Origin of the sequence: Bacillus sp. TH22, from assembly GCF_016651015.1 — a bacterium.
GTDB lineage: Bacteria > Bacillota > Bacilli > Bacillales > Bacillaceae_G > Bacillus_A > Bacillus_A mycoides.
Map to the genome: position 1 here is coordinate 902,305 of NZ_JAEKER010000001.1, position 25,405 is coordinate 927,709.

General features: G+C 35.3%; 21 protein-coding genes and 3 pseudogenes. 6 read left to right on the forward strand and 18 right to left on the reverse strand.

The window, feature by feature from the left end:
• Nucleotides 1-10: 10 nt before the first annotated feature.
• Both JFU18_RS04520 and gntK read right to left on the reverse strand, forming a co-directional pair.
• A complete protein-coding gene (locus JFU18_RS04520) occupies nucleotides 11-1,360 on the reverse strand; it encodes a GntP family permease (RefSeq protein ID WP_002141651.1) in 1,350 nt (449 codons plus the stop codon).
• Between the two features lie 14 nt (nucleotides 1,361-1,374).
• The gene (gene gntK / locus JFU18_RS04525) at nucleotides 1,375-2,913 is read right to left on the reverse strand and encodes a gluconokinase (protein ID WP_201033729.1); all 1,539 of its coding nucleotides are present in this window, start codon (nucleotides 2,911-2,913) and stop codon (nucleotides 1,375-1,377) included.
• A gap of 394 nt (nucleotides 2,914-3,307) precedes the next feature.
• Between gntK and JFU18_RS04530 the strand changes: the two genes are divergently transcribed.
• Both JFU18_RS04530 and JFU18_RS04535 read left to right on the forward strand, forming a co-directional pair.
• Complete coding sequence (locus tag JFU18_RS04530; protein WP_201050270.1) at nucleotides 3,308-4,210, forward strand: ABC transporter permease subunit; 903 nt, start codon at nucleotides 3,308-3,310, stop codon at nucleotides 4,208-4,210.
• Nucleotides 4,207-5,226: an ABC transporter permease gene (locus JFU18_RS04535; protein ID WP_002127221.1), complete on the forward strand. Its 1,020-nt coding sequence runs from the start codon at nucleotides 4,207-4,209 to the stop codon at nucleotides 5,224-5,226. The genes JFU18_RS04530 and JFU18_RS04535 overlap by 4 nt, the downstream gene beginning before the upstream one ends.
• A gap of 152 nt (nucleotides 5,227-5,378) precedes the next feature.
• On the opposite strand, the pseudogene adhP reads toward JFU18_RS04535, so the two are convergent.
• The 5 genes and pseudogenes from adhP to JFU18_RS04560 all read right to left on the reverse strand — a co-directional run bounded on the left by adhP (nucleotide 5,379) and on the right by JFU18_RS04560 (nucleotide 10,753).
• A pseudogene (gene adhP, locus JFU18_RS04540) lies at nucleotides 5,379-6,402 on the reverse strand (alcohol dehydrogenase AdhP).
• Nucleotides 6,403-6,782: 380 nt separating this feature from the next.
• Nucleotides 6,783-7,637 carry a MurR/RpiR family transcriptional regulator gene (locus JFU18_RS04545; RefSeq protein WP_002031820.1) on the reverse strand — a complete coding sequence of 285 codons (855 nt, stop codon included), beginning with the start codon at nucleotides 7,635-7,637 and terminating at the stop codon, nucleotides 6,783-6,785.
• 286 nt (nucleotides 7,638-7,923) lie between these two features.
• Nucleotides 7,924-8,559: a response regulator gene (locus JFU18_RS04550; RefSeq protein ID WP_201033126.1), complete on the reverse strand. Its 636-nt coding sequence runs from the start codon at nucleotides 8,557-8,559 to the stop codon at nucleotides 7,924-7,926.
• Nucleotides 8,560-8,573: 14 nt separating this feature from the next.
• Nucleotides 8,574-9,692, reverse strand: coding sequence for a GAF domain-containing sensor histidine kinase (locus tag JFU18_RS04555; RefSeq protein ID WP_002031724.1), 1,119 nt, complete (start codon nucleotides 9,690-9,692; stop codon nucleotides 8,574-8,576).
• A 167-nt stretch (nucleotides 9,693-9,859) separates the two neighbouring features.
• On the reverse strand, nucleotides 9,860-10,753 hold the full coding sequence (locus JFU18_RS04560) for a mechanosensitive ion channel family protein (RefSeq protein ID WP_201033125.1): 894 nt from the start codon (nucleotides 10,751-10,753) through the stop codon (nucleotides 9,860-9,862).
• A 364-nt stretch (nucleotides 10,754-11,117) separates the two neighbouring features.
• On the opposite strand from JFU18_RS04560, the pseudogene JFU18_RS04565 reads away from it, so the two are divergent.
• Together JFU18_RS04565 and JFU18_RS04570 are read left to right on the forward strand one after the other, a co-directional pair.
• Nucleotides 11,118-11,477, forward strand: a pseudogene (locus JFU18_RS04565) (NUDIX hydrolase); the annotation flags it as partial.
• 412 nt (nucleotides 11,478-11,889) lie between these two features.
• Nucleotides 11,890-11,979 (forward strand): annotated as a pseudogene (locus JFU18_RS04570) (NUDIX hydrolase); the annotation flags it as partial.
• A 32-nt stretch (nucleotides 11,980-12,011) separates the two neighbouring features.
• On the opposite strand, the gene JFU18_RS04575 reads toward JFU18_RS04570, so the two are convergent.
• The 10 genes from JFU18_RS04575 to asnB all read right to left on the reverse strand — a co-directional run bounded on the left by JFU18_RS04575 (nucleotide 12,012) and on the right by asnB (nucleotide 22,634).
• Entirely contained in the window at nucleotides 12,012-12,560 is a 549-nt protein-coding gene (locus tag JFU18_RS04575; protein WP_098167765.1) for a cysteine hydrolase family protein, read from the reverse strand.
• A gap of 564 nt (nucleotides 12,561-13,124) precedes the next feature.
• Nucleotides 13,125-13,613: a putative periplasmic lipoprotein gene (locus JFU18_RS04580; protein ID WP_002065200.1), complete on the reverse strand. Its 489-nt coding sequence runs from the start codon at nucleotides 13,611-13,613 to the stop codon at nucleotides 13,125-13,127.
• 507 nt (nucleotides 13,614-14,120) lie between these two features.
• Nucleotides 14,121-15,275: a group II intron reverse transcriptase/maturase gene (gene ltrA / locus JFU18_RS04585; RefSeq protein WP_307838510.1), complete on the reverse strand. Its 1,155-nt coding sequence runs from the start codon at nucleotides 15,273-15,275 to the stop codon at nucleotides 14,121-14,123.
• A gap of 566 nt (nucleotides 15,276-15,841) precedes the next feature.
• Nucleotides 15,842-16,489, reverse strand: coding sequence for a nitroreductase family protein (locus JFU18_RS04590; protein WP_002012699.1), 648 nt, complete (start codon nucleotides 16,487-16,489; stop codon nucleotides 15,842-15,844).
• 98 nt (nucleotides 16,490-16,587) lie between these two features.
• Nucleotides 16,588-17,463 carry a D-amino-acid transaminase gene (dat, locus tag JFU18_RS04595; protein ID WP_201033123.1) on the reverse strand — a complete coding sequence of 292 codons (876 nt, stop codon included), beginning with the start codon at nucleotides 17,461-17,463 and terminating at the stop codon, nucleotides 16,588-16,590.
• Nucleotides 17,464-17,595: 132 nt separating this feature from the next.
• Nucleotides 17,596-18,558: an ABC transporter substrate-binding protein gene (locus JFU18_RS04600; protein ID WP_002127211.1), complete on the reverse strand. Its 963-nt coding sequence runs from the start codon at nucleotides 18,556-18,558 to the stop codon at nucleotides 17,596-17,598.
• 234 nt (nucleotides 18,559-18,792) lie between these two features.
• Nucleotides 18,793-19,794 (reverse strand): N-acetylmuramoyl-L-alanine amidase, encoded by a 1,002-nt coding sequence (locus tag JFU18_RS04605; RefSeq protein WP_201033726.1) that lies wholly within the window; start codon nucleotides 19,792-19,794, stop codon nucleotides 18,793-18,795.
• Nucleotides 19,795-19,900: 106 nt separating this feature from the next.
• Complete coding sequence (locus tag JFU18_RS04610; RefSeq protein ID WP_078176649.1) at nucleotides 19,901-20,236, reverse strand: hypothetical protein; 336 nt, start codon at nucleotides 20,234-20,236, stop codon at nucleotides 19,901-19,903.
• Nucleotides 20,237-20,281: 45 nt separating this feature from the next.
• Nucleotides 20,282-20,641 (reverse strand): GNAT family N-acetyltransferase, encoded by a 360-nt coding sequence (locus JFU18_RS04615; protein WP_002012705.1) that lies wholly within the window; start codon nucleotides 20,639-20,641, stop codon nucleotides 20,282-20,284.
• Nucleotides 20,642-20,732: 91 nt separating this feature from the next.
• The gene (asnB, locus tag JFU18_RS04620) at nucleotides 20,733-22,634 is read right to left on the reverse strand and encodes an asparagine synthase (glutamine-hydrolyzing) (RefSeq protein WP_002012706.1); all 1,902 of its coding nucleotides are present in this window, start codon (nucleotides 22,632-22,634) and stop codon (nucleotides 20,733-20,735) included.
• A gap of 217 nt (nucleotides 22,635-22,851) precedes the next feature.
• On the opposite strand from asnB, the gene JFU18_RS04625 reads away from it, so the two are divergent.
• Entirely contained in the window at nucleotides 22,852-23,319 is a 468-nt protein-coding gene (locus JFU18_RS04625; protein WP_002012708.1) for an Hsp20/alpha crystallin family protein, read from the forward strand.
• Between the two features lie 36 nt (nucleotides 23,320-23,355).
• Here JFU18_RS04625 and JFU18_RS04630 read toward each other — a convergent pair whose 3' ends face one another.
• Nucleotides 23,356-23,943, reverse strand: a complete 588-nt coding sequence (locus JFU18_RS04630) for an SCO family protein (protein WP_201033725.1) — start codon at nucleotides 23,941-23,943, stop codon at nucleotides 23,356-23,358.
• A gap of 335 nt (nucleotides 23,944-24,278) precedes the next feature.
• On the opposite strand from JFU18_RS04630, the gene JFU18_RS04635 reads away from it, so the two are divergent.
• Nucleotides 24,279-25,253, forward strand: a complete 975-nt coding sequence (locus JFU18_RS04635; RefSeq protein ID WP_201050271.1) for an MBL fold metallo-hydrolase — start codon at nucleotides 24,279-24,281, stop codon at nucleotides 25,251-25,253.
• The last annotated feature ends 152 nt before the right edge of the window (nucleotides 25,254-25,405 follow it).

Sequence of the window (25,405 nt, forward strand, 5' to 3'; positions counted from 1 at the left end):
ATCTCCCATTCTATACAAATATATTTAATAACGAAATTAATCCAAGTGCTACAACAGATAATATTGTCTCCATTGCGGTCCATGTTAATAATGTTTCTTTCACAGTCATTCCGAAATACTCTTTAATCATCCAAAATCCAGAATCATTTACATGCGATAATATTAATGACCCTGCTCCTGTTGCAAGTGCCAGTAACTCTACATTTACTCCTGGTGTACTTGCTGCAATCGGTGCTACAATTCCAGCTGCTGTCATCATAGAAACAGTAGCCGATCCCGTTGCAACTCGGATAAGTGCAGCAATTCCCCAACCTAATAATATCGGTGAAATATGTGATTCTTTCGCCATCTCCGCAATTGTAGTTCCGATCCCAGAATCTAATAACACTTTATTAAATGCACCACCTGCACCGATAACTAACAGTATGTTTGCAATTGGGCCTAAACAATCATTTGTAACTTGTAAGACTTTGTCTTTAGAAAACCCTTTTGCATAGCCAAGACTAAAGAAAGAATATATCGTTGCAATTAATAATGCGACTATTGGATCTCCAATAAAATGCAATACTTGTGCAAGTTGGCTTGTTTTATTTAATGCTACTTCCGCTATCGATGCACCTAGCATAAGAAATACTGGAAGTAAAATAGTAAACAATGTATTTCCGAAGCTAGGAAGTTCCTTCTTCTTATCTCTTTCAATAAATTGCTCCGCTATATCTAACGGTACTTCTTTATGTATACGAGCACCAATCCATTTCCCGTAAAGCGGACCTGCAATTATTGCAGTTGGAAGTCCGACAATTAATGCATACAAAATTGTCTTCCCTACATCTGCTTTAAATATACCTACCGCTGCCATAGCTGCTGGATGCGGTGGAACAAGTCCGTGTACAACCGAAAGACCTGCTACTAGCGGAATACCGATTGTAATAAGTGATACCCCTGTTTCTAACGCAATTGTAAATACTAACGGAATTAATAGTACAAATCCAACTTGGAAAAATACCGGAATCCCTACTATAAATGCAACGAACATCATTGCCCAGTGAACACGCTTTTTCCCAAAACGTCCAATTAATGTGTTAGCAATTCGTTCAGCACCGCCAGACTCAGCCATCATTTTTCCAAGCATTGTTCCTAAAGCTAAAACAATCGCTAAAAACCCTAACGTATTACCGAGACCTAATTTAATAGAATCGATAATCCCCGGATGTTGTGGTGAAGTTCCAATTAAGGGCATCCCCATTGCTAGCCCAACTCCGATTGCTGTTAAAATTAACGCGACAAATGGATGCCATTTTACTACCGTAATTAGTAAAAGTAATATAACAACAGCCGCTAGTACGATCCCAACTACCATTTCTCCCAATCCCCCTATTGTTTACGTTGGAAAGCAGCTATACAATCAAATTCTTCTTTCAAACGATTGTAAAGTCGTTCATACATATAAAACATCTCTAAATATAAAGCCGTATTTTCTTTATTCGGTACATGGTGATGGACAATATCAATCCAATCCTTCACCTCTTCAAGAGAATCAATTTTCCCAATTGCATACAAAGCAAGTGCTGCTGCCCCAAGCGCAGATGCTTCATGACTTTCTGGAACAAGCAATTCTTTCCCCATCATGTCAGATAACATTTGTCTCCAAAATGCAGATTTCGCAAAGCCTCCTGAAACACGTATTTCAGTAAGTGGCCCTGTACAATCTCGAATGGCAAGTGCTACTGAATACACACTCATACAAACACCTTCCATAACTGCTCGTATGAAATGTTCACGTTTATGCTGAAGGTTTATCCCGAAGAATGTACCTCGAGCATTTGCATTCCAGTAGGGTGCACGTTCTCCAGATAGAAACGGTAAAAATAGTAATCCATCTGCTCCAGCTGGTACACTTTCTGCATACTTAATTAATAAATCATAAGGATCAATTCCAAGCTTTCTTGCTACCTCTTGCTCTGGGCTACCAAATTCATCACGTAACCATCTAAGTAATATTCCACCGTTATTCGTTGGTCCGCCGATCACCCAGTGCTCATCTGTTAATGCGTAACAAAAAGTTCTTCCTTTTTCATCTGTATTAACACTCGATGAAATTGTTCGAACCGCACCACTTGTCCCGATCGTAATTGCAGCTGAGCCAGATGATATTGCACCGACACCTACGTTTGCAAGAACACCATCACTTGCACCAATAACAACCGGAGTATCCTCACTAATACCCATCTTTTGTGCTAATTCCGGCTTCATTCCCGATAAAATATATGTAGTTGGTACAGGTGTTGATAATTGTTCTGGTGACATATTTAACATAGTTAAAACATCTTCATCCCAGTTTAATGTTTTTAAATTAAATAACCCTGTAGCAGATGCAATAGAATAATCAACTACATAGCGTGAAAATAATTGATAAATGACATACTCTTTAATGGAAATAAATTTATGAGCAGTTCTGAATAACTCCGTTTCTTCTTCTTTCATCCACAATAATTTAGAAAGTGGTGACATCGGATGAATCGGTGTACCAGTTCTTCTATAAATGTCATGACCATTCATTTGTTGTAATAGTTTTTCTGATTGCTTTGTGCTTCTATTATCTGCCCAAATAATAGAGCGCGTTAACGGCGCACCGTTTTCATCTACAGCAATTAAGGCATGCATCGCTGTACTAATCCCGATAGAAGAAATATCTTCCGGTGACACATTACCCTTTTCAATGGCAACGCTTACAGTTTTATATACAGCAGCACATATTACATCAGGATCTTGCTCAGCCCATCCGACGTTCGGTTGAATAATTGGATAATCAATTGCATGTGAAGCAACGACTTTTCCTTTCTCAGTGAATACAACCGTTTTCGTACTTGTGGTACCGATGTCAACCCCGATTACTCTCCCCCTTGTTTCCATGCGAATCTTCCCTTCGTTTCTAGCAAAATACGATCTAGTAAACCGTTTACATGAATTAGTATATAAAATATTTTTTCATAAATCAAGTTATGAAAAGAAAATTTTTTTCAAACAAAAATCTACCTCTCATCTTCTTAATCATTCTCTTTATCTTTTTTAAATAACCTTTTTAATTTATCAAACATTCTTTCCCCTCCACCTAAAGATAATAATATATAAGTTCTCGTTTTCTTAGCTTGATGGACATAGGGCGTGGCTCCCTACTATCACTTTTTTACCTTGTAAATATATGTCCCATACTATAAAATCTAATAGTATTTATATTTTTCTGAAAAATCAAAACAAAATATGAATTTTATTGTATAATGTTGTAAAAAGATGTCGGAGGGATTTAATGTTATATAAAATATCTCAATTCACAATAAAACTTTCATCAATTCTTTTATCACTCTTACTATTACTAAATTTACCTTATTTATTTATCACTCAACAGGGATTCACTTTTCAACCAATTCATTTTTTTAATCAGATCGTTACTATGTTAAAACAGGTTTTCTCCCCTGAATCATTAGTAGTTATAGGATCAGACCCGAAATTTGGTCATTTCAAAAAGACACCATTATTTCCAACTGTTTTAGAACCTTACCTATATTCATTTACTGTATTATTTATAGCCTTTTTGCTTGCACTCTTTCTATCATCTAGTATGGCATTTTTTTATTTTTTAGCAAAAGATTATATAAAAAAATGGATAAACCGAATTGTGTTCATATTAGAAGCTGTCCCTGATATGATGATGATGATTTGTTTGCAAATATTTTTCATATGGGTACTTCAGAAATTCGGGGAATCTCCTGTCACCATTATTTCTTTTAATGAAAATCGAGCTTATTTACTCCCTATTTTATCTTTAGCAGTCTTACCTACATTACAAATGTTTCGGATGATGGTGTTATACATAAAAGAAGAACATGAAAAACATTACGTAGAGGTTGCATATGGAAAAGGACTTTCATCAAGTTATATACTATGCATTCATTTATTCAAAAATATATCTATCCACTTCTTTCACCATTTAAAAACGATTTTTGTTTTCTTACTTTCTAACTTATTCATTTTAGAATTTGTTTTTAATATGGAAGGCATTATTCAATTTTTATTTAAGAAGGCGTTTATATCACCTCCAGCTGCATTTATCATACTTGTTATGATTATTTTACCGTTTTATGCCATTTTTCAAATAATCTCATTCATAATGAATAGATGGCAAAAGCAATTGAAAGGAGCAGCATTATGAAATCTATTTGGAAATCAAAACGATTTTTAATCGGGTTTACTTATCTATTCATACTTGTTTCAGCTAGTTTTATTTATAGTTGGTTCTTTAAAGATAACATCCCAAAACCTCCTCAGTTACTTTACAATGACAATAACGAATTACTTGGAAAGGCCCCCTTTTCGCCATCGTTAATGCCACCTTTTGGATCTGATCGTTTTGGAGAGTCTGTTTTCTTACAAATTGTAGAAGGAGCAAAATTCACCATTTTATTAGCCGTGGCAATTAGCTTCTTTCGAATTTTATGCGGAACATGTATAGGAATCCTCTTAAGTTTATACGCTCCAAGATTCAAGAGATTTTTCCAGGCATGCTCAGAAGTTTTTTATTATATCCCAACTCTATTTATCGCATTCATACTCATCACGCCCGTTAATATTGTAATTACATCAAATGCTGATAGATTAGATCCAAATATTTCATTTACGTTTTATCAAGTTCTCGTACTTATTTTCGTCGCTCTACCTACACTTTCTTTATATATCTCCTCTGAGGTTGATGAATTTATGAAACGAGATTACATTTTAAGTTCACAATTACTGGGTGCTAGCCGTTTTCATATTATCAAAAAACATTTACGAGTCTTATTACTTGATCGCTTATTTGTGTTATTCATGGAACATATCGTCCAAGCACTCATACTCGTTATCCATTTAGCGTTGCTTAACATTGTAATTGGCGGGATACAAATGCGGGAACTCTATGACGGAGTACCCAAACCTGTTTCTCTATCTAATGATTGGGCAGGTCTTATTGGATTAAATCGTTATGAAATGCATCTTTCATGGTGGATTATTTTTTATACTCTCGTTTCATTCTTTATTACGATTCTTTTTATTAAGCTTATGACAATCGGGATTCAAGATGCACTGAAAGCAAGAGATTCGCAAGTTGTAGCAATTCAAACCGTTCCAGATCATAAAAAATTTGTTAAAAATAAAGATTCTTTTTCGTTTGCAAATAAAGTGAACTTTTAATCATGTCTCATCAATCAAGTATTAATTGGCATTGATATTAGTAGAATATAAAAAAGATGATCCCTATTGAATACGAGGGATCATCTTTTTTATGCCGTCTAACTTTTTTACATATCCTTTGCTAGACTCATGCTTTTTATATTTAAAATGAATTATTTACAATCACAATTATGCTGTTTAAAATCGATTACCATACGTCCTTGAATTCTACCTTGTTCCATTTCTTCGAATACATTTTGTACTTTATCTAGAGAACACGTTTGTACAACTGGCACTACTTTTCCTTCTGCGCCGAACATAAATGCCTCCTCCAGATCCTTACGAGTACCAACTAGAGAACCAACTACCTCAATCCCGTCTAATACAAGTCGTGGAATGTTTAAATCCATAGTTTCTACTGGTAAACCTACCGCAAGCACGTACTGCATCAACTGCTGAGTTGAATGCTACTTTAGAAACTGCTGTTACTACAGCAGCATAAGCACCACCAAACTCCTCTTGAACAACTTTATCAGCAGGACCTTGAGAAATTGGATTGATAGTCATATCAGCACCAACTTCTTTTGCTAAGGCTAATTTGTCGTCATTGATATCTACTGCAATTACCTTTGCACCAAATACGTTTTTAGCATATTGAATAGCTAGGTTACCTAATCCACCACAACCATAGATTACGATAGGTTGACCAGGTTTAATGTCTGATACTTTTATAGCTTTATATGTAGTTACGCCCGCACATGTAATTGATGATGCTTGAGCAGGATCTAATCCTTCTGGTACCTTCACCGCATAATCAGCTGTAACAATACATTGTTCAGCCATACCACCATCTACTGAATAACCAGCATTTTTCACTTCACGGCAGAATGTTTCTCTCCCCGTTACGCAATATTCACAACGTCCACAAGATTGGAACATCCATGCAATACTTACACGGTCACCTATCTTTAGTGAAGTAACATCATCAGCAATTTTAGTAACAATACCTACACCCTCATGACCAAGGATGCGGCCATCGGTGTTTCCAAAATCATGATTCGCAACGTGTAAATCAGTGTGGCAAACTCCACAATACTCTACATCTACTAGCGCTTCACCCGAGTGTAACGGACGTAATTCTTTTTCAATAACTTCAATATTTGCTTTGCTGTTTTTATTAACTACTACTGCTTTCATATGTGATCTCCCCTTTAGTGTTTTAGAGTTTTAATGAGTTTATCTCACAACTACTGTCCTCACTATTTTGGCTAATTATTGTACCAAATTTAAGTGTTCAATCATCATTACAGGTTCATCATAACATGGAATTTCATAAGCTTATTGTAAAATATTGAACAATATTTGAATTATTACCCAATACGTATTTTGATGTATCAAGCTACTTGTTAAATTTCATATGCAAAATATCGAGGTTTAAAAAATGAATGGTCTAAAAGATGAGAGATTATTATTATAGGTAATTGGCATATTTCTATAGACACTTAGAACAAGTAGATCTAGAGGGTATATCAACAGACTACTCGCCAATATAAAAAGCTCTTCATTTGAAGAGCTTTTTATATTCGCTTCATCGAAATAGTTTCACGTATACTTTGTAAATTTTGTAGTGTTTCCTCTTGTCGCTGCAATGACAATCCCACATACAAAGTATCTAATAAACTAAGCTGCGCTAATCGTGACGAACTTGCTTCTGTACGAAATTCCGTCTCACGCGTCGAAGTATATAATGTTATATGAGCAAGTTGGCTTAATGCCGATTTTTGATAGCTCGTAATCGCAATAATTTTGGCCCCTCTTGCTTTCGCTACTTCTAACGCTTCAAGTAAACCTTTATTACTGCCCGAATGAGAAATTGCAATGACCACTGCTTTTTTTGTCAGCAAGCCAGCTCCCATAATTTGAAAATGTGAATCCGTATGAGCAATACAAGAAATACCCGTTCTCATAAACTTATGATAAGCATCCATCGCAATAATACCTGAACCACCATTTCCATAAAACTCAATTCGTTTCGCTTCATTCAGCGCACTTACTGCCTGTTCCAACGCGTTATCGTTTAACAAATGTAATGTATCTTGCAGTCCTGTAATATGTGAATGAAAAACTTTTTTAGCAACAGTGACAATATTATCTTCTACCGATACTTCCTCATGAATATTTTGCATCGGGGTATGTACAATCTCACGAGCTAATGTAATTTTCAAGTCTTGGAACCCTTGAAAACCTAAGTGTTTGCATAAGCGGAATATCGTTGCTTCGGAACTATTCGTAACTTCCGCTAATTCCGTAATCGATTTATGTACAACATCTTGTGGATGTTTCAAAATATGTTCGGCAATACTTCGTAATTTCGGTGATAAACCATTTAACGAAGCCTGAATCTTTCCAATCCCACTTTTTGTACCAGGCATAGCGTATCTTCCCCTTCCATAGTAGCTTTATCCCGTATTAACGGGCAGTAAGACTCCCACCTCAAAATTCGATGAATGCAAGGGAGTTAGGTGGGAGATCAACTGCCCGTAAAAACCCGATTGGTTCAACTAATAATCAGTGGGGATGGCCCCCCCACTGATTAAAGTTTCACTTTATTGTACCTAATTATTGAAAGAAGAAAAACCTTTATTCGGCATCTCTATACATTTTAATTTCTCATATGTATTCTTCCGTAGCATATGACACAATTATTCATACTTATTTCTAGTTTTCCCCATGCTTTACTGCGTATAAGGCAGCTTGTGTACGATCATCTACTTCCAATTTAGCCAATACGTTAGAAACGTGTGTTTTCACAGTTTGTTCTGTAATATGAAGTTCTGCTGCAATCTCCTTATTGCTTCTTCCTTTCGCAATTTCACGAAGTACTTCTCGCTCCCTTTTTGTTAACATAGAAAAAGGATTCTCTTTTTCTTTCTTGACTGCTGATCGTCCTAATAGTGCTGGTGTTACTTTCGGGTGAAAATTTGCGTTTCCTTGATATACCGCAACGATTGACGCAACAAGTTGATCTGGCTGCACTTCTTTTAATTGATAACCATCTGCCCCAGCTTCTAATGCTGGTAAAACGTAATCTTGTTCTGAAAAACTACTGAGCATAAGAATTTTTATTGTCTCATCGTATTGTTTTATACGTTTTGTCGCTTCAATACCATCCATTTTCGGCATTGATACATCCATTAATACTACATCTGGCCTTTCTGTTTGGACGAATGTTAATGCTTCTTCACCATTTGCTGCTTCCCCAATAATTTCAAATTCTTCTCTCGTCTTCAAAAAGAATACGAGTCCCCTTCGAACGATATGATGATCTTCTACAAGTAATAATTTAATTTTCACTGACGTTCTCCCTCTCAAACCGGTAATTGAATTTCTATCTTTGTCCCCTTTTCCGGTTCTGCTTTTATTCGAAAAATTCCCCTCATTAATTCAATTCGTTCTTTCATACTTTTCAAACCAAGTGCTGACTCTCTTACTTGATCCTGTATAAATCCTATTCCGTTATCTTCTATGTAAAAATGCAACTTATTATTTTCTATCCTTAAATGAACACATACTTTTTCACATGAGGCATGTTTTTTACAATTATGTAATGCCTCTTGGCTTATACGCCATAAAACTTCTTCTATTTCATCTTCAATTAAAACCATTCCATCAATTCGAACTTCCACTTGAATCCCTAACAGTTTTCCGTAATTTTGAATCGCTTCTGCTAAACCTTTCTCTAATCCTTCAGGCCTTAATTGCCAAATCAAAAGTGTCATCTCTTGTAATGCTTCCTGTGATAATTCTCCAATATAACTTAACATCTCTTGCAAGTCTCTATCCTTCGTCATATTTAGAGTCCCTTTCGCTGTTAGCATAATTGAAAATAACAATTGTTTAACAGAATCATGTAAATCACGAGCCAATCGATTCCTTTCAGCTACAACTACATATTTTCGTTCTTTCTCAACTAATTGAATACGTTGTATTGTCGTTCCAATTTGAAATGCAATCGCTTCTAATAACGCTAACTCCTCCTCAGAAAAATGTGTTTTATGAGGCGAGGCTACATTTAATAGACCAAATTTCTCTGATCCAGATCTTAGCGGGATTGTCGCATGATGTGTAACATCTTCTGTCTCGCCCCAATTACATTCAATCGCATCCTCTATTCGTTTACATTCAATAATATTTGTCGCTTTTTCCAATCTTCCATTCACAAAACGTTCTACACACCAACAATCGCCTTCACACATCGGCTTCTTTTCCTGCCACGTAAGAGCTGGGGGTAAGTTTTGGTCTACAAGCATACGATGCTTTCCACTTTCATCAATAAAGAATATCCACCCTGTTTGCAAATTCATAACTTGTAATAATGTATGTAACACTTTTCCTAACATTTCCTGTAAGTTTGTTGCTTCATTTAGTAACTCAGCAATTTCTTTTAATGCCTCTAAACGATGCATCTCTTTTTCATCTATGTTCATTCTCATCACCAACTACCATTATAACATTAAGAAATTTCAAAATACTACAAACAAAAAAGAACCGAATTCCTTCAGCTCTTTTTTCGGAGATATCCCATACAGTTCATTCAAATCTACTGATTCACAAATCTAAATTCTAAACCAAAACAGAAATTAGCTAGTTTTCATTAACTGTCTGATAAAGATTGTCCCACATGGATATTCTGTAAACTTTCAGTGTTAACGAACATATTCGCTGCTGGCATTTGCACTTGATTTTTATGAAAAATAGACATTAATTCAAATCTTACTTGTCTAGAAGTTTCAAAATAATCTTCCGGTTTAATCAAACCTGTAATACAAAATTCATATCCAACATATTTAAGGTTAGGATTTAAGTCTGTAACTCCAACATATTTAAATGGTTCAACAGCTTCATCATCTACTCTATAAAGACCTTGATCCAATTTTTCATTACAAACAACACACACTTCTTCTAACAATTCCTTAACTCTTGTAGGATCTTCCTGATAACTTACCGTGATGCGTTCAATAACTCGCATCCATCCTTTATTAAAATTTTGTATCGTTCTAATCTCTCCGTGTGGTATGGTAAGGAGTTTTCCTGACCATTCACGAATTTGCATAAAACGAATACTAATTTCCTCAATGGTTCCTGAATTTGTTCCGTTAAAAGTAACAAAATCGCCAACACGGAACTCTTTGTCCGCTAATCTTGCGAAGCCTAATATTACATCTTTTAGCATCTGTTGTGCAGCAAAACCGATGACAACTCCCGCTATCCCTGCACCTGCAATAATACTTTTTATATCTACAAATTGACTAATTAAATATATGATAAGACTAATGATAATGATATACCTAAAAATAGATCGAATTACACTTTGAATCGTCTGCTCTACCTCTTCATCAAAAAAGCTTGATTTCCTAAAAAACCAATCAATAATGCGATTTATAACAAAAGAAATAATGATAAGAACTAAAGCAAATAGTAAAAACCTTAAAAGTAAAAATTCCCTTACATAATTAAAAAACTCTTCAGTATACGTTAATAAACTCATCCATCCACTTCCTTACTAATAAAAATTTCATACAAAGCTACTATATTTTAAATACGCATTTATCATCTCAACACTTGTTTTCGAAACATCTTTTATCCTGATCTTAAATCGTACTTTCTTAACTATATGTATTTGTATTCATTGTTCATCTTCAACAATATAACTCTTTAATCAATCTTTCAACTTCAGATGTTCTTTTCTATTTACTATAACCCTTTTTAATCCTCTAAAGGGATATTACAATAGAATTTTTTATAAATGACTTTCTTTTAAGTCCGCAATACTCACCTCGTTACAAGGAATATTTTCACATTACATCGAATATTGCATTTCATACTATTTTTACTCACGGAGGTTACAAACAATGGGATATATCGAAGAACTAAGAGAAGTTGTTGGATCAAGACCACTCAATCTAGCAGGAGTTGCTGTAGCTGTTTTTAATGAACAAGGACAAATATTACTCCAACAAAGACGAAATGGCATTTGGGGTGTTCCTGGAGGTTTTGTGGAACTTGGTGAATCCACAGAAGAAGCTGGCAGACGAGAAGTGCTTGAAGAAACAGGTATTGAAATTGGTACACTTCAGTTAGTAAGTGTATTTTCAGGTAAAGAGTTTTTTGTACAATTACCGAACGGAGATGAATTTTATCCTATAACAATCGCATACCTTTGTAAAGACATTACAGGTGGCTCGTTAAAAGCAGACGGAGTTGAATTATTACAGAATTTACGATACGGGAAAGCCCACGCAGGACTTTAGTCCGTCTTTAGACGTGGGATGAAAGCATCGTTTTTGCATAGCAAAACATGGTATACTTTATTCATAGTCATGCAAAAGACTCTAAAACGACTGTTCTCTGAAAATAGAATACATATGAGGTTGGGGTAGCCAATTCTTCTACTCCGTAAAATGTATTAAGTCGTCATGCAAAAGACGTAAAAACAGTTGAGAACGAACAACCTGTACGGTATGGTCACAGTACCGTAGCCCACGAACCTATATGGTCTGTTGTGGGAGTGGTGATGGCACACCGCAATCTTGCACGTCAGCGATACCAGAAATGGACTTCGCCTTTGGTAGCAAGAATCCCACTGACGTTAGTCAGCTGGCCCCTTTAGGGGTGGGAGTGTCAAATGTACAATTTTTTGATTTAAATGGGCTACCAGAAAACATTAGCCCGTTCATAAAAAAACTAATTGAGCAAAATGTCGTCTCAATTTAAACGTAAAAAGAGGCCTTTTTAAAGGCCTCTTTTTACTTCACTTCTGCATGTAAACAAGATTTAAAATGTCCAAGTGCATATTCATGCCCTTGCGCATTAAAAGATGCTACTGCTTTTTCATAAACCACAATTTGAAACCCTTTGTTATAAGCATCTACTGCTGTATGAAGGACGCAAATATCTGTACATACACCTACAAGATGCACTTCCTCTATTCCTCTTTCTCTTAGCTTCATTTCTAGATCCGTTCCTGCAAAAGCACTGTAACGTGTTTTGTCCATATAGTATACATTCTCTGCATTTTTATATTTCTCGCATACATCTTGTAATTCACCAAATAAGTCTCTTCCATTTGTACCTGCTATATTATGAGGTGGAAACAATTTCGCTTCTGGATGATATACATCATTGTCTTCATGTTTATCGATCGCAAATACTACGTAATCACCTTTTTCAATAAATTGTTTCGTTACACTTACAAGTTCCTTCTCAATTTCTTGACCTGGTTTCCCGCATGTTAAAGCACCTTTTTCAGCTACAAAATCATATGTATAATCAATATTTATAAGAGCTCTTTTCATAACTACAATCTCTCCTTCTTCTGTTTCACAGTAAACAATAGAAAATTTGTTATTACGACATCGTATGTACTATTCGACATTTCAAATGAAATCCCTACATTTCCAACTCAATACTTACCTTAATCCGAGTTTATCATAAAGCCAAACTTTAATCATAGGGGGGATTATCCTTCACCAATCGGGCTTTTACGGGCAAGTTGATCTCCCACCTAACTTCCTCGCATGTGCCGAATTTTCAGGTGGGGTTCTTATTGTCCGTTAAGGCTTGATAAAACCGATACACAATGACAAAACATACAGCTCCAATTAACAAGTCATGAATGTGATAATTGAGCGTAACTTCAACCGCCTCTTGTAAAGTAAACCAAATGACCGAAAACATTATAATAAATAAGAAAATACGAATAACTCGTTTCAAACTTTCAATCCCTTTCTCTTACATGATAGTAAAGAATAATTTCTTCCTATTCATTCGTACTAAAAAGTGACACAAATTATTCTCAATGACATAATTCAATCCAAACTAAAAAGTACACTACTTTTGAGTAATGTACTTTTTCCATATTAAGACGCAGGCTTCGTTTCAAACGTCGCTTGATTCAAGCTAATGACTTTTCCTTTTGGGTCATTGTTTTCAAACTGAGCTGCGGTAATCGTATGACTACCTGTCTCAAGCGTCTTTTCTTTTAATTGTACTGTTGTCTGTGTTGTACTAGTTACTTGATGTTTATCTGCAAATATTTGATCTACAAATACAAATGTTTCTTTATCGTTTTGAAAATTGGAAAGTTCTAATTCGACTTGCTGAATTAAAGTATCCTTTTTTATGAATACAGTTGGTATATTGCCATTTTCAGAAGTACCATCTGGAGTAGTTACTTTTACTTTCCCTTCTCCGATTGGCACTGCTCCTTCAGGAAATACGACCATATTCTCATCACTTGCATTTACAACTTGTTCTTCCTGGTTTGACTGTGCATCCTCTTTTTCCTTTGGAGTACCACAGCCTACTAATAACAATACAGACAATCCAGCGATTATGAATTTCTTCAAAATTCATTCCCCCTGTTATTTCATTATAATTTATTATACAAAAATAACTTCTTGATTTTAAAACTAGTTTTTAACACTTTCATGAACAAATATTAGCTTGCTCACGATTACTGTACCATACTTTCATTTTAAGAACATTAATTTTTTTAAAGAAATAAATAGTAATTCCACTCTATTCATCATTTTAGCCCAATTTACTAAAAAAATATCCATTCGTAGAGTAGAAAACTGAAACAGATTAAATTTTCTTTAGGGATGGCTTTGCCATCCCTTTTCTGTTTCAGCTTCCCTCATCAAACCGTACGTGAGGTTTTCCCTCATACGGCTTTCCGATGTTCTTCCTTCTTTGGCGTTCAGTTTTGTTCTATCCTCCTACTTTCACGAGTGTATATGTTGTTTTCTTCATCAAGTCCTTGATACGACCATGTTTCTTTCGAACATTTCTTTTCTTATTCCAAAAAGGTTAAGTCGTTCTAGGACGTACCAGTCTATTTTACAGAGCCACCTCTATCCAATTGAAGATAAGCTATAATAATTCTTGAATCCTTGCAGAATTCTATTTAAACCTTTCACCATCTCTTCCAATTGTAGATACAGTTTGTTCCTCGGCTCTGTGTATCTTTTAATGCGTTCCCGCATTTTCTTCATGGCTTTCTGGCTCGGAATATGTGCCATCACATGCACTTTCTTCCCGCCTTTCACATGTTTAGGGTATTTTCGGTGGTGAAATCCTAGAAAATCAAATCCCTCGTTTCCATCCCACGTATTCACTAGCTTCGACTTTTCTGTATGGATTGTAAGTTCTAACTTATTCATAATGGATTGTAGTATCCGAATACTCTCTAATGCTTGTTGTTTTGTTTGACATACGATGACAAAGTCATCCGCATATCGAATTAGTTCCCCCAAATGTTTACACTTCTTTTCCCAAATGGTATCCATATAGTTTAAATATATATTAGAAAGTAATGGAGATATCACGCCACCTTGTGGTGTACCTAATGTCGTTTCATGAAATTGCGCATGTTCCATGATTCCCGCTTTCAACCATTTTCTAATGAGTTTTAACACTCTTCGGTCACTGATTCTTCTTTCTACAAGCCTCATTAATTTGTCATGATTAATATTGTCAAAGTATCCTTGTATGTCTACATCTACAATCCAATGAGATGTTTTACTCGCTTTCCGTATCTTCGATATCGCTTGATGTGCTGTGCGTTTCGGGCGAAATCCATACGAACAGTCTTGAAAATCGGCTTCGAAGATAGGTTCTATCACCAATTTCGTTGCCATTTGTACAACCCTATCCTTGATCGTGGGAATTCCAAGCGGTCTTTGTTTTCCATCACCTTTTGGAATATACATTCTTCTTACAGCTTGTGGATGGTAGGATTTACTTTTCAATTCTATATATAATTCATTGAGAAAGTTTCGTTCTCCATATTGATACACGATTTCTTCAATCGTCTGTCCATCAATTCCACCGCTCCCTTGATTCCGTTTTACCCTTCTCCATGCTTCAGCCAATATGTCAGGACGATATATTTTGTCGTACAACGCGTGAAACCTACGACTTGAACTTTCTTTGGCACAAAGATATAAAGTCTTCCAAAGTTCTTGAGCTTTTACATCAGTGTAGTTAGCTAGTTTTCCAGCATTCACTCACTCTTACCTCCTTCCAACTTATGAACAAAGTAGAGGTCCTTCCCTACATAACGTTGTGTTGTCGTTATGATATTCAGTACTATGACCTCCTCCGACTCCCTCTTTACAGTCCACCATTTCGTATATGCTTATAGGTTTCCTCTCTCCTTTCTGAAAGAAAGGGCAAAGGAGGGTCTCCCCAGTTCCAGACACTACTTTCTCAACATACCGCCCTCCGTACCCCGAGGGATTCTTCGATGTCGTATTTCCAAGTTCTTCACATCTTCCATGGTCTTCGCCCATATTCACCAGGCTCGACTTCCCTTTGTCCTATTGCTAGGTTGCTTTTAACGAGGCGGCAAGGTTCACTTTATGTTACGGTCTGTTGATTCGCTCGCACTTCTAGTAGAAGTTACTTTGTCACAGGGCTTCAACCTTAGGATTTCTCCACCAGCTGCCTGTCAGCTACTAGGCGACTTGGCTCTTACCTAGGCTGGACTTTCACCAGCAAGCAGTGCCCAGCTTAGCTGGGCACGCAAAATAAAAAAAGACATTGCTATTTCAATGTCTTTTCTACATAACATTTAGAAAATAAATGTTGTAATCTCATCAACTTCTTTTCGAGAAAGTTTCTTCGGCTTATCTTTCGGAAACCCGAGTGAAATTACCATATTAATTTGTTTTTGAGGCTCAATTTGTAAATATTGTCGCAGTTCATCTTGAGCTAATAATACAGGTCCTGTCATTGGACAAGTACCCAGTCCTCTCGCATGTGCAGCCAACATTAAGTTTTGTGCTGCTAAACAGCTACTCTTAATTCCTTCCTCTTCCCATACTGAATCAGGAACGAAGGCAATTGGATCAAATATCTTTTCACGAAACTTTGATTCATATGGTGTTGCCAAACATACGATTAATACTGGCGCCTCAGAGAAAGCTGTCGCATATGGACCGAAAGAACGTGTAAGTAATTTCCCTGCTTTCTCTTCTCCATTTTCTGCTGCTTTTGCTGCAAGTTTATGTAATGCATCCCATGTCATTTGTTCAATTTCTTTAATTTTCTCTCGGTTCATAATGACCAAGAACTCCCACGTTTGTGAGTTCGTATCACTCGGTGCATAACGAGCACAATCAATAATTTCTTTTATATCACTAGTGGATACTTCTTGTTCTGTAAACTTTCTAACACTTCGTCTACCGTGAATTACTTCTTTAAAATCTTCATAATTCATATATTAAATCCCCTTTTTACAGCGTTTTCAAAACTTGTCCTATGGTTGAATTATATCATGAAAAAAAGCTGGGGGAATACCAGCTTTTCCCCTCATTATTAATTTGTCACTTTAAACAAACTAATACTTTCTTCATATGCAGCTTGTAGTTTTTTCGTAATTGGTCCTCTTTCGCCGCTTCCAAACTTCTCATCACCAATTTGAACAACAGGGAATATTTCAAGTGGTGTCGCTGTAAAGAAACATTCGTCAGCCTCGTATACTTCTTGCAATGAGAATTCACGCTCTTCTACTTCAATATGTAAAGCTTTCGCTAATGTAATAACGTAGTGACGAGTAATGCCGTGTAGAATGAAATTATCGGCCGGATGTGTAATTAATTTATTATTTTTCACCATAAAGAAATTCGAATGACACCCTTCTGTTACAACTCCATCTCGTACTAATATCGCTTCTTGATACCCTTGCTCGTTTATTTTATTTTTAATCATGATATTAGGTAGAAGGTTTAAAGATTTTATATGACAGAACTTCCAGCGTATATCCTCTTCTACAGTAACCTTTATTCCTTGTTCCATAGTAGCGGTAGGTCTTGGAAACAAAACAACATTCGCAAAATATGTTGACTGTAAATCTTTTTCATACACATGATTTCGAGCTTGAGCTCCACGTGATATTTGAAGATACACATTCCCATCCTCTTGAAATTGATTTCTTTCAATCATTTGATGAAGTTCTTCAACTAACTCTTCCTTTGTAAACGGCGGAACAATATTTATTTCCCTCATAGATTTAAAAAAGCGTTCCAAATGTAAGTCTAATAAATGAGGCTTCCCATCGTATAGCCTAAATACTTCATATATGCCATCACCAAATTGGAGTCCTCGCTCTTCCAACGCAACCATCGGCTGTTCTTCTTTCGTATTTACAATTCTTCCGTTAAACAAAATCCAATCTTTATGAGTAGCTTTCATTCCTTTCCACTCCTTTATTCCATGATTGGTTTTATTGTACAACTTATCCACACTTAAAAGAAGGAATTTTCTGTATTTAACTAAACAAAAAAAGTACATCACCTATTTAAAGTGATGCACTCAACCATTCATTTATTTCAAAAAATATTTTTCAATATCATCTAGCATTAAGTTTGCAGCTTTAATACCGCCTGCTGTATTCCAAATTACTTCATCCACTTGGAATACTTTATTGTCTTTAGAAGCCTGTAGCTGCTTAAAGAGTGGGTCTTCTGTCCATTCTTTTGCTAACGTGGTTCCTTCGTTATTCTTATCTGCATCTTTATCAGATGTGAAGTAGAATATGTAGTCCCCATCCATATTCGGAATTTGCTCTTTTGTAATTCCTTTTATCGCAAACTCATCTTTATCTTGTAGTGGTGGTCGCTTAAATCCAATATCATTTAAAACAGCACCTGAGAATGAGTTTTTCTGATAAATACGAACGTCACCTGGTACGAAGCGAATAATAGAAACTTTAGAATTCAATTTATCTCCTAACTTCTCTTTCATTCCTTCAATACGTTTTTTATAATCTTCAAGAGCCTTTTGCCCTTCTTTTTCTTTATTTACAGCTTTTGTATAGAGTGTAAAGTTTTCTTTCCAATCCCCGCGCAATGTTTCAGCGTACACAGTTGGCGCTATTTCGTTCAATTGCTCATATATTTTTTCATGACGCATTTTATTCCCGATAATTAAATCTGGCTTAAGCTTCATAACTGCCTCTAAATTAATATCACGCTCAGTACCTACAACTTTCGTATCTTTTAAATCTTTCGCTAAATGAGGATACCATTCATCACCAGCACGTGGTTTTGTAGTTCCAACTGGTGTTACTCCGACAGCTAAAAGCGCCTCCGCACCCTCATTTGTTAAAACAACTACTTTTTTAGGTGTACCATTTACTGTTGTTTCACCCATTGCATGCTTTACAGTATACGAATCTTTTGCTTTAGCCGATGTATCATTTTCTTTTTTCTCTTCTTTGCTACACCCTGCGATTATTACCATAAGTATCATAATGCAGAACATAAATATTTTTTTACTATGTACCATATGTCCTCCCTAGATGAAATCGATTATCATTAACCATTAAAGATTAATGTATATTACATACATTGTCAATGTATATCAGAAAACTTTTTCAATATATACATTTTAGATTCTATCCGCTATTCAAATGTTTATTTTTAAAATAAAGTGTATAAGTATGAAAATAATAAATGTTCTTAAAATGCGTATCTACGTTATACATAAATACGCATTCATATTACATTATAAACTCATTTCCTAATATTGATTATATTTAATATATGATGGATCATTATACACCCATTGATTTCCACCAAGGTTCAACCAACCGTTTTGATTAATATATACTAAATAAGATTCTGGATTATTTAATTTACGAATAACTGAAGAAGATGTTGATGGACCACTTCTTAAATTCACATTCGTTCCTTGTATATATGCGACACCAATTGCACTTCCATCGCTATTGCTCGTCTTTACAAAATTAATGTACGAAGGGTCATTATACACCCATTGTCCATTTCCTAAGTCTAACCATCCGTTACTTTCCTGATATACGACATACGATTCTGGGGAGTTTAGTTGATGAATAACTGAAGAAGACGTTGATGGACCACTTCTTAAATTCACATTTTTCCCAAGGATATAAGCAATCCCCTTCGTTTGTGGTGTTGGCTGAGGATTTGGAGGTTGTGGATTTGGAGGATTCGGATTTGGAGCTACTCCAAAAATAGCTGCTATTCCGTTTGCATATGCTTGACTTAGATCTTCGATAAATTGTGGATTTTTCAATAAATTAGCATCAAATGTTGTATCAATAAAAGCAGTCTCAGTTAAAATTGCATCCATTGCAGTCTCCCTTAGTACCGCATAATTTGCTTTTTTTGCCCCTCGATCACGAAGACCATATTTTGTTAATACAGGATTGACTGCTGCATGCATTTTTTGTTGCTTTTCATATGCGGAACTACTATTAGATAGCGCATTGTAAATATAACTTTCAAATCCAGTGCCACCGCCACTATTAATGTGAAATGAGATAAAATAATCTGCACCAAATGAATTAGCAATATTAGCACGTTCTGATAAAGAGATAAATACATCACTATCACGTGTCATTTTAATATTGATTGGGTAATTTGCAGATAAAATATCTCGCACACGTCTAGCAATTTGAAGTGTTAACTCTTTTTCCACTAACCCATTACCAACAGCACCAGAATCATATCCACCATGCCCTGCGTCTATAACAAGTTTCATATATCTTTTTCATTCCTTTCTTTATTGTAATAAGCTTTCATTTCTACTCGTCCTATTTTATGTTAATTGTACAAGTTCCGTTACAAGTACAAATAAAAAAACCCCCTTATGTAAGGCGGTTTCTATCGCTTTGCTTTAGCCAATTTAAAATGAATATATACGATTGATAATGGATGTAACGTATGCAAAATAAAAGAAATAAAAGAAATATCCCACCGCCGCTATATAGCAACCCAAACTTCAAAAAGATGTTCAAAAGAGGTGGGAAATACGTTATGTTTTGCAATACAAATAGCATACAAAACAAAATTACAAACACGGGTATATATTGTAATTCATATGGTCTTCTCTTCTTATACATTCTTTTCCGAATAAAAGTCTGGCATAGTTCTGCTACTATAAAACAACCTCCAACTAATACAAGACCAGAAGTTATCGTCATACGTCCACCTACCTTATATTCATATCATCACCTAATCAATATTCACTATATTTTCTTTACATATATTCCATTTTCCTCAATAAAACCAGATCCCTCTATGAAAGATTTAGCTTGTTCCGTAAACATTTCTTGCAATACTTTTATTTCTTTCACATTTCTCTGTTTCATCATTTCTTCAAATGTAAAATACGTATTTGTCCCGTATCCATAACCTTGATAATCAAAATGAATAATTAACTGTGACAAAATAGCACTCTCTTCTTGAACGCTATAATCTATTACACCAATATATGTATCATCAACCTTTACACAATACTGAACCTTTTTCTCATCTAAGCTGTGTGAGTGAAACATTTCTTTTACAGCGCTTTCATTTTCTGTATTTACTTTCTCAAACGTAATCATATGTTGTCCATCCTTTTACTATTATTGTATCAATAATAAATGCAATTTATGAAAAAAACCTTAAGATCGAATGCGACCTTAAGGTTTTTTATTAAACTAAGCTATACGCACGCTTTGTTTCTTCGTGGAACTTATTCGTATCGTATTTATGCTCAACATAAATTTGATGCCATACCATAAACGCAAGTACAGTCCAAATTTTACGGCTATAATCGCCTTTATCTGCACAATGTGCTTCCAGTAAGTTTAATACATACTGTTTTTCGATTAAATGCTCAGTTTTGCTTTCTTTAATAATATTTACAGCCCAATCGTGCATTTCATCTTTTAACCAGTGACGAATTGGTACTGGGAATCCAAGCTTTTTACGATCTAACACGTGATCCGGAACAATTCCACGAGCAGCTTCACGTAATATAGCTTTCGTTGTTCCGTTTGCAATTTTAAATTCTGTCGGAATTTTAGATGCAACGTCAAATACTTCTTTATCTAAGAACGGTACACGAAGTTCTAATGAATTTGCCATCGTCATTTTATCAGCTTTTAATAAAATATCGCCGCGTAACCATGTGAACATATCAATGTACTGCATTTTACTTACATCATCATAATCTTTAATTTCGTTATACAATGGTTTCGTGATATCCATGTAGTTAACACTTTCATCGTAATACTTCATTAATTCAGCTTTCTCTTCTTCACGGAAGATTTTCGCATTTCCATAGTAACGCTCTTCGATTGGCGTACATCCACGCTCTAAGAAGCTTTTTCCTTTAAACCCTTCTTTAAGAGCACCACTTAATGCCTTTAGAACACTCTTTCCTGGGCTAGGAATGTAAGAGAACATTTTTAACGAGTTTGGCTCACGATAAATGTTATATCCACCAAATAGCTCGTCTGCACCTTCACCAGAAAGAACAACCGTTACATGTTTACGCGCTTCTTTCGCAACGAAATACAATGGTACAGCTGCTGGATCCGCTAAAGGATCATCCATATGCCAAATGATTTTTGGGAACTCATCCATAAATTCTTGCGCTGTAATGAATACGTTATGGTTTTTAACTCCTAATTTCTCAGCAGTTTCTTTCGCAACATCAACTTCACTGAAACCGCGCTGTTCGAAACCAATAGAGAATGTTAATAGATTTGGATTCATTTCTCTTGCGATAGAAGCAATAATAGATGAATCGATACCACCAGAAAGGAATGAACCTACTGGTACATCACTACGCATATGTACTTTTACAGAATCGTATAATACATCACGAATTGCTTGGATATGCTCCTCTTTCGTTGCGCTTGAAGCGTTGAAATAAGGATTCCAGTAGCGATGGATTTCCATCTCTTTACCGATTTCTTTTACGAAGTAATGACCAGGCTCAATTTTGTTAACATCAATTGTTAATGTTTCTGGCTCTGGACCATATTGGTACGTAAAGTAGTGTTGTAGTGACTTTGGGTTTACCCCTTTGTCTTCCATTACATGCATAATACTTTTCTTCTCAGATGCGAAGAATGTAGTATCACCTTGTTGTGCGATGTATAAAGGCTTAATACCGAAGTGGTCACGTGCACCGAAAAGTGTCTTTTCTTCACGATCCCAAATCATAAATGCGAACATACCACGAAGGTAGTCTACACATTTTTCTTTCATATGTGCATACAATGCAATGATAACTTCTGTATCAGATTGTGTAGCAAAAGTTGCACCTTTTTCAAGTAACATTTCACGTAGTTCTACATAATTGTAAATTTCACCATTAAAAATAATTACATATCGATCATTTTCATAAGTTAACGGCTGATGTCCTGCCTCTAAGTCAATGATACTTAAACGGCGGAAGCCAAATTGTACATGTTCATCACGAAAATATCCTTCGTCATCTGGACCGCGGTGGAAAATCATCGTGTTCATATTTTCAAATTGATGTTTTTCTGTTTCTGAAAACTCTCTAGGGTTTTCACATAAACATCCTACAAAACCACACATACTTCTTACCCTCTTTCAGTTTTCATTCTGTCTCAATACTACTATATCAACCCTATTTATACTAGCATAATCAACTGAATATGGCGACCAAAAACTATAAAAAACTCACTCCATTTCACATTTTTAACATTTTTTTATGAAAACATGAAAACTAGGCAATCACCTTTCTCCGCTTTTGTCATATGATATTGCAAATTGATTTCTAGGAGGTAATACCATGAGTGAAGAAAAAAAAGATTCTTCTCGCCCACCGGTTCGTAATTACTTAAAACAAATTGATGATTTTTTCGAACAAACGCCTCTTCGTGGCGTAATTGCTGATTTAAATCATTTTTTCCAAAAAGGAAACCGTTTATTAACATTCCCAGTAGATTTATACGAAGTTGGTGACGAACTCGTCGTTACAGCCGAACTACCAGGTATACAAAAAGAACAAATTCAAATTGAAATACAAAGCGAATACTTAAAAGTCTCTGTAAAAGAAGATATACTTGAAGAGACGGAAGAAGAACAAACATCTCATAACTATTATCGCCGAGAACGTTCCATTTCAGAAGCGTCAAGAATTATTAAGTTACCATATTTAATTAATAAAAAAGCAACGAAAGCTTCTTATCAAAACGGTGTATTAGAAATTCGCGCACCGAAATTACCACAACAGCATGACATATTATCCATAGACTGAATACTAATAAAAGAAGGGTGCTTAGCACCCTTCTTTTTAAGAAGCTAATCGCTTCATATCACGTATAATATCTTCGTATGGCGTATTGCTAATGCCGCTATATTTTTTCATTACTTTTCCATTTTGATCGACTAAGAAAAATGATGTACCGTGTATTACTTGCCCATTCTCTGGTTTATCTACAAGCGACTGGAAGTTATCTTTTGAAAACTTTATAATATCCTCCAGTGAATAACCAGTTAACAAGTTCCAGTTACTTGTATCCTCTGTAAACTTTTGAATGAATGCTTTCAAATTTTCTGGTTTATCAAGTTCAGGATCTACACTAAACGAAACAAACTGAACGTCTAATTTCTCTTCCTTAGCCATTTTCTGTAATTTCGCCATATTAGCAGTCATTGGCGGACAAACCGTTTGACAGCTTGTAAACATGAAATCAGCTACCCAGACTTTCCCTTTTAAATCTTTTGTACCAAACGGCTTTCCTTCTTGATTTGTAAATTGGAAAGTTTCTAAATCCCAGTTTAACGGTTTACGTAATTTTGACCCTGAACTGCTACAACCTGCAAGTACAAAGAGACAAAATACAACCATAAGACCAATTAACTTTTGATAACGCTTCATTATTAAACCTCTTTTCTCTATCCTTAATTTATGTAAGTTATGTATATCATAACAAAAGTAAACACTATGAGAAAATTGTTTACATCATTTGTTCACGAAATCGTACGAATTTACGTATGTTACTTCTTTATTTCAAGCGAATTACTAGACAAAATATATTTTACTACTATTATTTCTCTAACCATTATTTGCGAAACGAAGTTCATTGTTAAATTTGTAAATAACCCCCCCTATTTTTTTACAATTACTTAAACATTAATCCATGTTAAACACTGTATTCCTTAACAACATTTCGGTACAATACAACTACAACGATTTTAAATGAGGTGATGTTCATGGCAAAGCGCTATGAAAATATGGATAATGCAAGTACAAAAAAATCAATTCGCTCCTTCTTACGTTGGCGTAAAGAGAGAAAGCAAAACAAAAAAGACTTTTCTTTTCTAGTAGAACAATCACCTGTTAAACAAAGTAAATTTCTACTAAATAACTTTGAAAAAACGACTGTCACATGGATTGGTCATTCAACTTTTCTCATTCAAACGAACGGCTTAAATATTTTAACAGATCCAGTATGGGCAAATAAATTAAAGTTAGTTCCACGACTTACTGAGCCAGGGCTCACTATAAAAGAACTACCTAAAATCGATATCGTTCTTATTTCACACGGTCATTACGATCATTTAGACTTTTCATCTCTTCGTCAACTAAATGATGATGCCTTATACCTTGTTCCTATTGGGCTAAAAAAATTATTTACTCGTAAAAAATTCACCAATGTAGAAGAATACAACTGGTGGGAAAGTACAACAATTGATGAAGTCTCTTTTCACTTCGTACCTGCCCAGCACTGGACGAGAAGAACATTATTTGATATGAACACCTCTCACTGGGGAGGATGGATCATTGATAATATGACTTCTTCAGAAACCATTTATTTTTGTGGTGATAGTGGTTATTTCCAAGGATTTAAAGAGATCGGCAAACGTTTTTCAATCGATATTGCACTTATGCCAATTGGTGCCTATGAACCAGAATGGTTTATGAAAGTGTCTCACGTTTCACCAGAAGAAGCTGTGCAAGCGTATCTAGATATAAACGCTACACATTTCATTCCCATGCACTACGGTACTTTTGCTTTAGCAGATGAAACACCAAGGGAAGCAGTAACACGACTACGAAATAACTGGAATTTACGAATGCTACCGTGGGAACAACTACATGTTCTCTTTTTAGGTCAAACTTTCACTTATAGCCCTATTGTCCCAGTTAAAGAACCAGTAAAAATCACAGAAACTTCTCATGTATAATAGTACTAATTTTTGCGAGTAATTTATCATATACTTAAAAAAATTGAAAAGGGTGTTTTCCATGAAAGATTATTTACAGACTCGCTATATAATTAGCGGTAGCGCCTGTATTGCCCTTCTCATTTCTTATTTTCTGTCCTGAAATAATAAAA